Consider the following 12,882-nt stretch of genomic DNA (forward strand, 5'->3'; position numbering starts at 1 on the left):
CGCAGACAGAGCAAGTGAATGAAGTGATTAGCCAGGTGATTGCCAGATTTGGCCGAATCGATATTTTGATTAATAATGCAGGTTACGGGGTATTTGAAATTTTCAATGTCATTTCTTCTCCTTGATAAAAAATTACAGGCACATATTTAGTTACAAAAAATGGAGCAGCCGCATCAAGCAGCACTCCATTCATTTTATCCGATTTATTCGGGCTCATTCATATTTATCATTCATCATTAGGTAATAAGTACTTGAATATCTAATTCACCAATACTATCCATGATCAAAGGAATCGTTAAAGCTTTCTTCGGAACGAATCCCGCGGCCGTTGCTGATTGGACAATTTTGGGTGGTGTAATATCTACCCGTACACCTTGATTGAATAGCATAGTGCTCGCATTTCCACTAATCATATTCCCAAGTTCAGAAATCGCGCTCTTGCCCATTTCGTCCATTTCTGTTATTACAAATCCCCCCATCATGGCAGAAACCATTTTCAAAGCCACTTCCTCAGCCAATCCAAACACGATGTCGCCTTCCATTTGCCCGGTCATGCCGATCTGGATCCATATATAATTTTCCACAAATTTGACGTCTTTGACACCGAGCTGCCCTGTCGTTGGGCGAATGTTAGCGACTTGTTCGATGACGATTCTAGCCGACTCCAAAAAGGGATTAATGTACTCAGCCTTCATAGCTCCGCTCCGATCTCCTTTGGGAATAATTTCCGCGATATACGACCTTTTTCAACATTATACCTAAAAAATTAGGACAAGTATACTGCGATTTTTGATAAAATAGTTCTAACTACTCACATACATGAGCGCATCCTGCCTTCATACTTAAATTGTAAATTTTTCCTCAGGCTCATATCTTTCAGGCACGAAAGCAGGAATATGGTATATATTTCTGTCGAATGCTGATACAATTATGGCAGAAACTTCCTAAAAGGAGCGCTAAAAGTCAACATGCTTAATCAGCGTAAGATCACAACTCGACAACTTACCTTATTCCAGCTTGCTATTATTTATCACATATTTGCCGTTGCCTTAATCTCTGTGAACTTTGTTTATCTGCATCACCTAACCTACATTCAAAACAACCATTATATTGGAATTGCTATTGATATGATCATGATCGGATTTATTCTTGGACTTGGATTTATGGGCATTCAGTACATGAAAGAAAGAGAAGCTGGAATGAAGGAAAACGCTGAGCGCTATAAATCGCTTTACGATAATCATCCCGATTCCATTATCTCTTTTAGCTTGGATGGCGAAGTACTATCCTCGAATCATGGATTAGAGGGTTTGCTTGGGCTTAATCGTGATGCTTCATTGCTCACCTCTTTCATCCCAATGATTAACCCTCCGGATTTGTTAAAAGCTCTTCATCATTTTCAAGTAGCATCCGCAGGGATGCCTCAAAACTTCGAGGCTGCCTTCGTTCATCACAAAGGTTTCCCTATACAATCCAATGTGACATTCGTCCCCACCATGGTCGATGGTCATATTGTAGGCGTATATGCGATTCTCAAGGATTTAACCGAGGTTAAAGAACAGAAGAAAGAAATTGATAAACTGTACAAACAAAATCAACTTATCCTTAACTCAGTATCTGAAGGCATCTATGGCATCGATATGAGCGGTCGAACTATTTTCTGGAACCAGGCTGCGGAAGGTATCACGGGCTGGAAGGTAGATGAAATGCTCGGTCGGCAAATACACAATCTCATTCGAGCTGAAAAGGGGGATGGAACACTTCATTCTGCTGACGAGAGCCCTATTTTGAACACAATCATGCATCGGGAAGTAACGATTGTGAAAGAAGATTTATTTTGGAAAAAGGATGGCAGCAGCTTCCCTGTCGAATACATGTCAAGTCCCATGCTGGAGGGAAAAGGACAGCTTCTGGGAACGGTCATTACCTTTAAAGACATCACAGAACAAAAGAAAACGCAAGAGCTCCTCATCAAATCAGATAAGCTCTCTGCTGTTGGGCAGCTTGCAGCTGGTGTTGCTCACGAAATCCGCAATCCGCTCACCGCTTTGAAGGGTTTTCTTCAGTTGTTGAAGACGAGCAGCGCTAAAGAGCAGTATTATATAGAAATCATGCAAAAAGAGCTGCAGCGTATTGAATTCATTGTGAATGAATTTCTGTTTGTATCCAAACCGCAGGCCATTCATTTTGAGACACGTACCTTGGACGCTATTATGACAAGTACCATTGAGCTTCTTCAACCGCAGGCTTTACTTGGTAATATTGAAATTGAAGCGGATCTTACACCAGATTTGCCGCCGGTATCTTGCGATGAACATCAGCTTAAACAAGTTTTCATTAATATTCTGAAAAATGCGTTGGAATCGATGTCGCAAGGCGGTATTATGCGTATTGAAGCAAAGCCCATCAATCAGGGTCGCAACATTTGCATCCGTTTCATCGATCAAGGCTGCGGGATTGCTCCTGAACGGCTGCCCAAGCTGGGAGAACCATTTTACAGCACGAAGGAAAAAGGGACAGGACTCGGCCTGATGGTCTGTTATCGCATCATTGAAGCGCATGGCGGACTAATGGCCATTCGCAGTAAACTTGAAGAAGGAACAACCGTAGAAATTACACTTCCTTCCATCCAATCCAAACCATAAGGGAGTGCTTGACACCATGACGAACGGATTTCTCATTGATTTGGACGGTACTTTATACAAAGGCCATGAACCGATCCCTTACGCAGCTGCTTTCATTCAGTGGCTGCAGCGTCATTGTTTGCCTTATTTGCTGGTGACGAACAATTCATCTCGCACGCCAGAGCAGGTATCTGAGCATCTGAAAGAGCTAGGTATCGACGTTCCCGCTGCAGCCATCTACACCTCTTCACAGGCTGCGGCGCAGTATTTGACAGAGCAGGGCAGCGCCAACCGCGTTCATATGGTTGGTGAAGACGGACTACGTCTCGCTTTAGATGCGGCCGGCTTTGTTCAGGAGGGGACGACGCCGGACTACGTCGTCCAAGGCATTGATCGCAGCTTCACTTATGCGAAGCTGGCAGAAGCGGTCCGCCATCTGAAGCATGGCGCGACCTATGTTTTAACCAACCCCGACCGCATGCTGCCGTCGGATGGGGGATTGATGCCAGGGGCTGGCTCCCTGGCTGCCTCAATCACTGCCGCGTCAGGCGTGGAGCCCGTTGTAATCGGCAAGCCCTCGCCGATCATCATGGCCTACGCGATAGCGCGGTTAGGACTCCCTGCCGCCGATGTTTGGGTCATCGGCGATAACGCGGCAACCGACATTCTCGGAGGTGCGCTGTCGGGCTGCCGCACGGCATTGGTATTGACAGGTGTCGCTACCGCTGATAACGTGCATGAGCAGTTGGCGTCGGCAGGCGTGACGCCTGACTTGATTTGTGAAGATTTGCAGCACTTCGTTCGGCAAATCTCACCCGAAGCTCCTAACTTCGACTAACTTCTGCTGCTTGGCCCTATTAAATCGATTTTTAGTGCCTGTTGGTCCAATTTTGCTTTAAACTTTTGGCTGTTCCGGACGAATAAACCAGAAAGCGCCTTAGCTCTCGCGAGCGCAGGCGGCTTTCTGGTTTATTCAATACAATCCCAATCCACATTGAGCGGTACACCTTTTTGTTGAAGGCGCCCTTCCAGAGCGTCCTGCTGCAATTGCTCCAACCATTTCAATTCGCTGAAAGCACGCTTATAGCTGCCTACCATCATTTGCAAAACGACACGCGGAACTGTATGAATATGCTCCTCATATAAACTCTTCGCCCTCTGCATAATGATCTTTTGCTCCATAATTTTGTGTTCCAGAATGGCTGCAATCTTCCCTTGATCACCGTGAACGGTGAAAGGCAAAGCCACATAAAGCGGGTGATAATGTTTAATTTCCTCATGCAATTGCTCGATGAGCAGTTCCTGAAATTTAAGTTTACCCGCTTCCGTGATTTGATAAATCGTCTTCTCCGGACGGTTCGAGTCTCGCACCACTTCAAGAGCCTCGACAAGGCCCTCTTTGTGAAGTTGATCCATGGCATAATACAGCGATCCGTCCTGAAGCTTCATGTAATTATGCATGCCTCTTTCTTTCATCGTCTGCCGAATTTCATAGGTATGGCGATGCGTTTCCATCAACAATCCGAGAATGACAAGCTTAATCGACATAGATTATACCCCCTAGTGGGCGGCAGGAACACTTCCTTTGACAGGAGCCTTGCCTACTTCCATTTTGGCATTGCCCATAGCAATAATGAAAATCAGTCCAATGATTGCCAGAACTATGGTTGTTTGGAAAACAACAGCAATCGAATCAGCCAAAGCTGTTAAAAGTTTATGCAGCACTTCCGGCGGTATTTGAGAGCGGACTTGCGGCTGGAGCAGCACCCGAGCATCTTTAAACTTTTCAGCCATTGCAGGGTCCTGAACAGCTGATTTGATTTTATCCGTAAACGAGTTGACCTGAACGCTACCAAACACGGCTACACCGATGGCAGAGCCTACGGAACGGAAGAAACCAACTAAAGAGGTTACAGTTCCCCTACGGCGGAAATCTATTTTATGCAGAGCGGACATCGAAGTAATCGGGAAACATGCGCCAATCCCAAGACCCAATAAAACCATATAAGTTGTAATCACCCAACGCTGTGAATCTATTGAAATTCCACCGAGCAGCGATGTGGCAACAAGAAGTAAAGCCACAGATACAAGCATAACATTTCTATATGAGAATTTACCAATAAAACGTCCGCCTAGAGTGCTGCTCACAACAACACCAAGCATCATCGGCGTCAATGTAGAGCCTGCGCTTGTCGCTGAGCCTTCAAATACACCTTGAATAAATAACGGAATGTACGTACCTGCTGATATCAGCACAGCCCCATAAGCAAAGCTGACACCCATACTAGATGTAAACAGCCGATTTTTAAATAAATCCAAAGGTACAATGGGTTCGGCTGCATATTTTTCCACGGTAATAAACAATCCTAATAAAACGACAAACCCGGCAAACAATCCAATAATTTGCATCGAATCCCAAGCGTATTCTTTTCCGCCGAGTTCCAAAGCAAACATTAAGGACATGATGGCCGCGGTGAGAAGAATCGTACCACCCCAATCAATCTTGGCTTTGCTGTGTTCCACGGATTCATGATAAGAGAAAATAATTAACAACAAAGAAACAATACCTAAAGGAAGATTGATAAAGAAAATCCATTCCCAAGTTACATGGTCTGTGAAATAAGCGCCGATAATCGGTCCTAATACACTGGATAATCCAAATACAGCACCGAACAGACCCTGCATTTTACCCCGTTTTTCCGGAGGAAAAAATGTCGAAAATAATGGCGAAGGTGATCGGCATTAGTGCGCCGCCCCCGATACCTTGAATGGCACGGTAGATAATCAGTTCCGTCATCGACGTTGCGGTTCCGCACAAGGCAGACCCAATCATGAAAACAACGATCCCAATGATAAAAAACAGTTTGCGTCCATACATGTCGGAAAGCTTACCGAAAATTGGCATGGCGGTCACATTGGCAATCAAATAAGCTGAGAAAACCCAGACAAACTGGCTAAAACCACCTAATTTAGACACGATGGTCGGCATCGCCGTTGAAACAATCGTCTGATCAAGCGAGGCAAGCAAGAGCCCCAGCATCAAGGCTACAACGGTCCACGTAGTATTTGACTTACGAGTTAAAGACATGTGTGAATCTCCTTTTTAATTCAATTCTGTATATATAAAATATTATAATCAAATTTGAGTAAGTAGCAACAGAGAAATTAACTATAATGATTTCCTCTTCCTTGCTCTGTAATAAACAGCCTGGGCTTGTTTAGCTCGAATCATTGCCGACTGCGGCACAATTATCATATAATAGGGTTACAAAAGCTTTTTATGTCCTTTACAATTTCGATAAATTTTATTTCTATCCTAAACTCGAAAGCAGGAGTACGCGCATGAATATGAACCAGTTAGAAACATTGCTCACAATCTCCAAAACGATGAGCTTTCGCAAAGCTGGTGAGATTCTCAACTTGACCCAACCTGCCGTTTCCGCCCAAATAAAAAGTCTTGAAGACGAATTCGGCACAATCCTCATTGATCGTAATCAACCGGTCACGTTAACCGATAGCGGAAAGCTTTTTCTTGAACACGCGGAGAAAATATTGCGTATCGCCAGTGATCTGAAGCAGCGCTTATCTGACCTGCATCATACGCCGCAAGGTCACATACACATTGGTACTACAACGTCTATAGCCATGCAAATACTGCCGCGGGTACTGTCCTATTCCAAGATCAATTTCCATTGATTAAAACTACCATTCACTCCATGACCTCCTCGCAGATCATGAACTCCGTCGAAAACAGTCAAATTGATATTGGCATCACGTATTTGTTTGAAAAGAATCAAGCGCTCGAAACTTCCGTCCTCTACTACGATACTTTCGAGTTAATCGTCTCCTCACAGCATCCGCTCAGTCGCTTTGCCCATTTATCGATTGAAAAGCTGCGCAATATTCCCTTTATCATGCTTTCTCCCGAAACAGCCGGCAGGAGATTCGTCGATCATGTCTTCAAAACTTATGAAGTATCGCCTCATATTGTGATGGAGCTATCCAGCAGCGAGGAAGTCAAGCGCATGGTGGAATTGAACCTAGGCGTTGCTATTATCTCCAAAATGTCTGTTGCTGATGAATTGCGTCATGGAACGCTCAAGATGCTCAAAGTAAATGAACTGGATAGTACTCACCCCGTGGGTGTAGTATATAAGTCAGGACGTTACTTGAATTCGGCCATGCAACAATTCCTTGCAGACCTTAAAGGTATGCCAGAAACTCAGTTTCTTGGCTCAGAATAACCATACATTTGCTCAAGGAGGTTCACCCATCCAATGAAATTCGATCTACATACCCATCATGACCGTTGTGGACATGCTCAGGACAAAATTCGCGATTACATTGAAGCCGCTATAGCCGGCGGGCTGCAAGTTATTGGAATTTCTGACCATTCCCCTTATTTTGGAAGCTCGGAAGATCAGGCTCAACCCTTAATCGCTATGGCCAAAAGCGAATTTCCTCGCTACATTGAGGAAGTCCTTCATTTAAAAAAAGAATATGAAGGAAAAATTGATGTCCTCCTTGGTGTTGAATCTGATTTTTTCCCCGAATACGCTGAGGTATACCGTCAAGAATATGCCAAGTATCCGCTGGATTACATCATCGGTTCCGTCCATCTCTCTGGTGGAGTCAGTATTTTCAATCGCAATCGATGGAAGGCACTAAATGAAGAACAAAAAATAGAGCAAAAAAATGAATATTACCGACTCATCGCAGAATCCGCACGCTCCGGCATGTTCCATATTCTTGGACATATCGATGCAATGAAAGGCTTCTACCCTGCTTTCTCCGACATTTCCTCTCCTAAGGTAGATGAGACATTGAAAGTCATTGGAGACACCGGCGTGGCGATTGAGATCAATACTTCAGGTAAAACCAAAGATGTTGGCGGTTGGTATCCTTCTCACCAAATACTCGAGCGTGCGCTCTATTACGGCGTTGAAGTTACTTTCGGGTCGGATGCTCATATTCCTAGTCGGGTCGGCGATGATTGGGAACAGGTGCAATCGCAATTAAAAGAAATTGGTTTCAAACATTGGGCATACTTTAAAAATAAGCAAAAACAAATCGTGCAGCTTTAATCAACCAAAAAAATCTCCCTCGCTTTTAAGTTCAAGCGAAGGAGATTTTTGCTATTGATCGTTATTCAAATCGGTAGGGACCTCTGAGTTAAGAAATAATAGCTTACTACGTAAATTTTGCTCTAGTATTATTAAGGTTTCTTCTGCATTCATAGGAGTAAAGAAATAATAGCCTTGAATTTTACTGCACCCGTTGGCGACTAAGAAATTAGCCTGCTCTTCCGTTTCAACACCCTCTGCGATAATGTCCAGCTGAAATGAATTTGCTACAGATATGATCGCCTTGATCATCGCTCGATCTTTAACATCTGTTTGCACGCCGCGAATAAACGATTGGTCCAGTTTAATCTTCGTCACAGGGAACCTTTTTAAATAGCTGAGTGAAGAGTAGTGAGTACCGAAATCATCGACGGATATGGCAATACCCAGTTGACGCAGCTTGCGAAGTGCATCCAATTGCTCATCCTGCATCGCCACATTTTCCGTAATTTCCATCTCTAGATACTTAGGCTCAAGTCCGGTCTCAGCCAGTATTTGCGCCACCTTCTCAACAAATCGTTCATCATGCAGCTGCCTGACTGACAGATTGACTGAAATCGCCAAAGGTTGCTTGATTACAAGGTGCCATGCCTTCATCTGCTCACATGCACCTCGTAAGATCCACTCGCCAATGGACAAAATCGTTCCCATTTCTTCCGCTAAAGGAATGAATTCAGAAGGGGGTATATATCCCTTTGTTGTATGGCGCCAACGAAGCAGAGCTTCCACACCAATGATTCTGCCTATGAGGCAATCCACTTGAGGCTGATATACAATTTCCAGTTCATTTCGTTCGAGCGACTGGCGTAAATGATTGCCCATTTCTAGCTTAGAAACCGAGTTCATAGCCATTTGCTTATCAAAGAACACATAGGAGCTGCCGCTTTCTTTCTTTGCCATATACATGGCAATATCAGCGTTTTTCAGCAGTGCCTCCCACGTCATTCCCCCAGAAGGATATTGCACAATACCGATGCTGGCATTGATAAAAAAAGCTCGATTGGCAATGAGACATGGCGGTTTCAGTACCTCAATCAAATGGTCGCATAAGACCCGAATTTCTTGTTCATTCGAACAATCCTCCAATAAGATAGCAAATTCATCGCCACCAAATCTGGCAAACGTATGATAAGGAAGAGCAGCTTGCTGAATCCGATTCACAACCTCCTGGAGCATGAGGTCGCCCATATGATGCCCATGCGAATCGTTAACCATCTTAAAGTTATCCAGATCGAAGAATAAGACAGCAAGGGACGTTTTATTGATTTCATTGTATACAATCTGTTCTTTCAAAATCATTTGAAAATGAGCTCGGTTATAAGTACCTGTCAGCACATCATGGTAGGCTAGGTAGGACAACATCTGCTCGGATTCCTGCAGACGCCTTGTGAACTCCTGCAGCTCCTGCTCGCCGGCTATCAGCTCCTCATTCACTGCTGTTAAATCCTCATTAGTATTCCGTAACTCCTGTGTGCGGTTATGCACGGCTTCACTTAATTTATTTCGTTGTCTGACGATATAGAAGTAAAACATCAAACCAAGAGCGAGCACTAATAAAAAGCAAAAGCGGATCAGTACGATTTGTTCCTGAACACTTCGGAGTGCACTTTCCTGCGGCAGCGCCGCTAACTCCCACTTCCCATCCAAAAGCGAAATATCTTCGGACATCGGGTTTTTCTGAAAAATATCGTCTTCCCCATGAAACGCCTGCATCCCAGGATTACGAATTGCGATCCGCAAACCATCATCCTCATCCATTCCACTGATTCCGGCATCATCCAGAAGCTTATCGAGATCAACGCCTACAGATACGAAGCCCCACAAATTGCCGTCTTGATAGAGTGCTTTACGCGCAACTATACCTGTATTGCCTTGAAGCAATTTAAAGGGACCATCCATGGTCATTAACCGAGTTTGCAAGGCACGTTGAATTTGTTGCTGCACATTTTCGCGTGGATCTTTTATCAAATCCCAATTAACAATAGCTTCATTCCCCTTTAGCGGATAGACGAATTTAACAATTCCTTGAGGAGCTATAATTAAATTAAACGTAGAACTTTGAGCGCCATGATAAAGGGCTTCTATGTAATCCATGACTTCTTGATCGTTTTTACCTTGCAAGTACCCCGTAATGACATAAGCCTCCAAACTCGCCATTAGATTAAAATTTCGGTCAATAACAGACTGCAGGGCCAAGGCTCTTGAGGATAACTGTGATTCTTCCGTCACTTTGAGTTCTTGAAGCAATGATTGTTTATATTTACTAAGCACTACTTCTGATGAAGAAAGCAAAAGGACGAAAATTAGAGCGATTATGGTGTATTGAATCATTTTCATGCGACTCTACTCCCAGCCAACGAATCTTATGTTTTATGCCATATTTCGACAATATCCCCCCTATTATTTCATTATCAAACCTATTGATGCAATCTTTTTATTCATATTCTTCACTTTTATTGTAATATAATTGAATTTGAAACCATATTAACCTTTAATTTTCATGGACATTTCCGAATTGTAGGCGTTACAAGGGATCAAGCTCTACTTATTGGACATAATCGTGCAGCGAACGTCCGACGGATTGAAACATTTCCTCTAACAGATGAGACACCATGAAAAAAGTCGGTCAACGTTCAAACGCATAGTCACCTACCTGCCTATCTATACAAACATCTGCAATGTCATACAATCTTACGAATAGTCTGTAATTAATTATTGTAATTAGGAGGTTATCTGCGTTAGCGTTTAGCATTCAGCGAAGCTTCCATACACTCTCTAGAAACCAACGTTCCCATAAAACCTGATTATCATTCGGTATCAACCAAGAAACATAAGGCTCTGGAACATTTCGGAAACCCTGCCCGCCTAACACGAACGCTAACTCGGGGCACGCTTCACGTATATGATCAATAAAAGTAAAGGTAGGCTCCATCAAATTAGGGTTGGTTAATGATAAACAAATGACACGAATGTGCTGTTGTTCAACGATAGCGCGGATGCCGTCCTCTGGCGTATCAGGACCTAAATAAATCACATCAACCCCTTTTTTGCGTAAAAAAAGCGAAAATAAAAGAAGTCTTGCTTGATGGTGTTCGCCTGATGGACACAGAGCCAGCATTCTGGGCAAGCGCTCATCAATCGGAAAGAGATGAAAGAAACTAAGACATCGTTGCGTTACGAATTGTGTAATATAGTGCTCCTGAGCGACGGAAGCGCGTCCTTCCTCCCACTCGGTCCCAGCTTAATCATGACAGAGAATAAAATATGATAAATCATAACGTCGTAACCGTACATGGAAAAACCAAGGTCAACCATCGTCTTCGCCTGATCCGTACGGAAATTGCAGAGCGTCTCATATAAGCGCTGCACCATCTCTTCATGAACATTTTCAGACAAAGGTTTGTGAGAATCAGCTGAAGCTTGGGCCATGCTATCCCGAAGGTCCTGCTGTTCCTTTAACAATCGAACGGCCTGTGAAATCGCCATCCCCTTGTCATCCGTTTTATGTTTGAGGAAGCGTAAATCTTCCATATTTTCTTCTGTAAAGAGACGGTACCCCGCTTCAGTTCGAGTTGGTTTGATCGCGCTATATCTGCTCTCCCACGCTCGAATCGTCACGGCAGGAATCCCCAAAAGGGCCGATGCTTGTCTGATTGTATACATGTTAGTTTTCACTCTTTTCCTTCGTTTTCCAATAAATGGGTTGCAATCACCCCGGCGCAATTTCCAATCTTTTACATTACTTGTACAATAATTATACAATTGTGTATATGCCTTTGTCGATTAGCTTCCATTCAGTCATCATGGCCTGCTAAGGCCCTTAAAATATGAGGATGTGTACCTATGAGCAAAAGATTGTTATAGCTGGTGAATGACTAGGTGGACTCTCTGCCGCGATTCGTCTGGCTGCGGGTGGATATCAAGTAACCGTTATGGAAAAAAATGAACGTGCAGGGGGCAAACTCAATGTCCGATCTGGACAAGGGTATACCTTCGACACAGGTCCATCGATTCTGACTATGCCATGGGTTCTGGAGCAGCTTTTCGCCAGTGCCGGTCGCAAGCTGGAAGATTATATGACGCTTATCCGCGTAGAGCCTCAGTGGCGCACTTTTTTTGAAGATGGCGTGCAGCTTGATATTATGGGAGACTTTCCTGAGCTGCTGAAGCAATTCGAAGAAATCTCTCCTGCTGATGCGCAGCAATTCTTGTCTTATCTGCAGTATTGCCAACAAATGTACCAATTGAATACCAAAAGCTTTTATTCAAAAAGCCTAGCCTGCTTAAGCGAACTGCACCGGTCTCACAGTCTGAAAGAGCTGCTTGCGATGGACCCGCTTAAAACCATGCATCAGACGACGAATCGTTATTTTAAAAATAAACATCTGCGTCAATTGTTCGATTTCTTCATCATGTACATCGGCTTCTCTCCTTATGCCGCACCGGCCGTGCTCTCTCAACTGATTTACGTGCAGATGGGCTTAGGGATTTATTACGTAGAAGGCTGTATGTACCGGATTGCCGAAGGCATACTTAGGCTGCTGGATGAATTGGGGGTAACCGTACTCAACTCCGCCCCTTAGCCAATATCAACATCCAAGGTAATTTAGCTTCAGGTGTTACGCTCGAAGATGGTTCTGTCATTTCCGCCGATTTGATTGTTTCCAATCTTGAAGTGATTCCGGCACAACAAACCTTGCTCAGCAGTCGAATTCAACGATATTTTCGTCGATGCAAACCGACAGATGATCCCACTGTCTATGTTGGCGTCTCCAGCAAGTCCGATCCGGGGCAGGCACCGGAAGGCAAAGAGAATCTTTTCGTGCTCACTCTCGTGCCGCCACTATTGCCCGCCGAAAGCTGGGAGTCGCAGAAAACGGCCTATCGCAGCCTTGCTTACAGAGATGCTCTTCTGCTCGAGGCAGCATGTAAGGCGGTTTCAGGCCTTACAGCTGCCTTTTTCTGCTGCTTTTCTCTTTCTCATCACCTGTAAGGCCGTTTTCCGTGCTTACAGAACGGCTTTTCTGCCCGCGGCCTCCTGTAAGCATGATTTAGGTCTTACAGCTGCCTTTTTCTACCTCTTTCGTCTTTTTCATCACCTGTAAGGCCGTTTTCCGTGCTTACAGACGTTACTT

At 44.1% G+C, this 12,882-nt stretch carries 11 protein-coding genes and 2 pseudogenes; 7 read left to right on the plus strand and 6 right to left on the minus strand.

Annotated features, from left to right (window positions below; all coding sequences use genetic code 11):
- The first annotated feature begins 14 nt into the window (after window positions 1–14).
- Window positions 15–125 carry a hypothetical protein gene (locus FU659_RS32635; protein WP_261808205.1) on the plus strand — a complete coding sequence of 37 codons (111 nt, stop codon included), beginning with the start codon at window positions 15–17 and terminating at the stop codon, window positions 123–125.
- A gap of 111 nt (window positions 126–236) precedes the next feature.
- On the opposite strand, the gene FU659_RS32640 is transcribed toward FU659_RS32635, so the two are convergent.
- Complete coding sequence (locus FU659_RS32640; protein WP_147951370.1) at window positions 237–695, minus strand: chemotaxis protein CheX; 459 nt, start codon at window positions 693–695, stop codon at window positions 237–239.
- Window positions 696–968: 273 nt separating this feature from the next.
- On the opposite strand from FU659_RS32640, the gene FU659_RS32645 reads away from it, so the two are divergent.
- Both FU659_RS32645 and FU659_RS32650 read left to right on the plus strand, forming a co-directional pair.
- Window positions 969–2,645 (plus strand): PAS domain-containing sensor histidine kinase, encoded by a 1,677-nt coding sequence (locus tag FU659_RS32645; protein ID WP_147951371.1) that lies wholly within the window; start codon window positions 969–971, stop codon window positions 2,643–2,645.
- Between the two features lie 16 nt (window positions 2,646–2,661).
- Window positions 2,662–3,462 (plus strand): TIGR01457 family HAD-type hydrolase, encoded by an 801-nt coding sequence (locus FU659_RS32650; RefSeq protein ID WP_147951372.1) that lies wholly within the window; start codon window positions 2,662–2,664, stop codon window positions 3,460–3,462.
- Window positions 3,463–3,593: 131 nt separating this feature from the next.
- On the opposite strand, the gene FU659_RS32655 is transcribed toward FU659_RS32650, so the two are convergent.
- Window positions 3,594–4,172 carry a PadR family transcriptional regulator gene (locus tag FU659_RS32655; RefSeq protein ID WP_147951373.1) on the minus strand — a complete coding sequence of 193 codons (579 nt, stop codon included), beginning with the start codon at window positions 4,170–4,172 and terminating at the stop codon, window positions 3,594–3,596.
- Between the two features lie 12 nt (window positions 4,173–4,184).
- Window positions 4,185–5,712 (minus strand): annotated as a pseudogene (locus FU659_RS32660) (MDR family MFS transporter).
- A 254-nt stretch (window positions 5,713–5,966) separates the two neighbouring features.
- Between FU659_RS32660 and FU659_RS32665 the strand changes: the two are divergent.
- A pseudogene (locus FU659_RS32665) lies at window positions 5,967–6,868 on the plus strand (LysR family transcriptional regulator).
- Window positions 6,869–6,901: 33 nt separating this feature from the next.
- The gene (locus FU659_RS32670) at window positions 6,902–7,708 is read left to right on the plus strand and encodes a histidinol-phosphatase (protein ID WP_147951374.1); all 807 of its coding nucleotides are present in this window, start codon (window positions 6,902–6,904) and stop codon (window positions 7,706–7,708) included.
- A 51-nt stretch (window positions 7,709–7,759) separates the two neighbouring features.
- On the opposite strand, the gene FU659_RS32675 is transcribed toward FU659_RS32670, so the two are convergent.
- From FU659_RS32675 to FU659_RS32685, 3 genes are all read right to left on the minus strand, one after another.
- Window positions 7,760–10,084, minus strand: coding sequence for a bifunctional diguanylate cyclase/phosphodiesterase (locus FU659_RS32675; RefSeq protein WP_147951375.1), 2,325 nt, complete (start codon window positions 10,082–10,084; stop codon window positions 7,760–7,762).
- 415 nt (window positions 10,085–10,499) lie between these two features.
- On the minus strand, window positions 10,500–10,865 hold the full coding sequence (locus tag FU659_RS32680; protein ID WP_147951376.1) for a cobalamin-dependent protein: 366 nt from the start codon (window positions 10,863–10,865) through the stop codon (window positions 10,500–10,502).
- Window positions 10,866–10,921: 56 nt separating this feature from the next.
- Window positions 10,922–11,410, minus strand: a complete 489-nt coding sequence (locus tag FU659_RS32685) for a MerR family transcriptional regulator (RefSeq protein ID WP_147951377.1) — start codon at window positions 11,408–11,410, stop codon at window positions 10,922–10,924.
- 269 nt (window positions 11,411–11,679) lie between these two features.
- Here FU659_RS32685 and FU659_RS37910 point away from each other — a divergent pair, with 269 nt between their 5' ends.
- The gene (locus FU659_RS37910) at window positions 11,680–12,330 is read left to right on the plus strand and encodes a phytoene desaturase family protein (RefSeq protein WP_261808203.1); all 651 of its coding nucleotides are present in this window, start codon (window positions 11,680–11,682) and stop codon (window positions 12,328–12,330) included.
- A 71-nt stretch (window positions 12,331–12,401) separates the two neighbouring features.
- Window positions 12,402–12,740, plus strand: a complete 339-nt coding sequence (locus tag FU659_RS37915) for a hypothetical protein (RefSeq protein WP_261808204.1) — start codon at window positions 12,402–12,404, stop codon at window positions 12,738–12,740.
- The last annotated feature ends 142 nt before the right edge of the window (window positions 12,741–12,882 follow it).

The sequence above is a fragment of the Paenibacillus sp. N3.4 genome, from assembly GCF_008017805.1.
GTDB lineage: Bacteria > Bacillota > Bacilli > Paenibacillales > NBRC-103111 > Paenibacillus_E.

Bases quoted from the DNA above. Each gene is read 5' to 3' on its own strand.
- FU659_RS37910 (WP_261808203.1), top strand. From the start codon at position 11,680: ATGGAAAAAAATGAACGTGCAGGGGGCAAACTCAATGTCCGATCTGGA.
- FU659_RS32650 (WP_147951372.1), top strand. From the start codon at position 2,662: ATGACGAACGGATTTCTCATTGATTTGGACGGTACTTTATACAAAGGC.
- FU659_RS32675 (WP_147951375.1), bottom strand. From the start codon at position 10,084: ATGAAAATGATTCAATACACCATAATCGCTCTAATTTTCGTCCTTTTG.
- FU659_RS32640 (WP_147951370.1), bottom strand. From the start codon at position 695: ATGAAGGCTGAGTACATTAATCCCTTTTTGGAGTCGGCTAGAATCGTC.
- FU659_RS32685 (WP_147951377.1), bottom strand. From the start codon at position 11,410: ATGTATACAATCAGACAAGCATCGGCCCTTTTGGGGATTCCTGCCGTG.
- FU659_RS32670 (WP_147951374.1), top strand. From the start codon at position 6,902: ATGAAATTCGATCTACATACCCATCATGACCGTTGTGGACATGCTCAG.
- FU659_RS32645 (WP_147951371.1), top strand. From the start codon at position 969: ATGCTTAATCAGCGTAAGATCACAACTCGACAACTTACCTTATTCCAG.
- FU659_RS32680 (WP_147951376.1), bottom strand. From the start codon at position 10,865: ATGCTGGCTCTGTGTCCATCAGGCGAACACCATCAAGCAAGACTTCTT.
- FU659_RS32655 (WP_147951373.1), bottom strand. From the start codon at position 4,172: ATGTCGATTAAGCTTGTCATTCTCGGATTGTTGATGGAAACGCATCGC.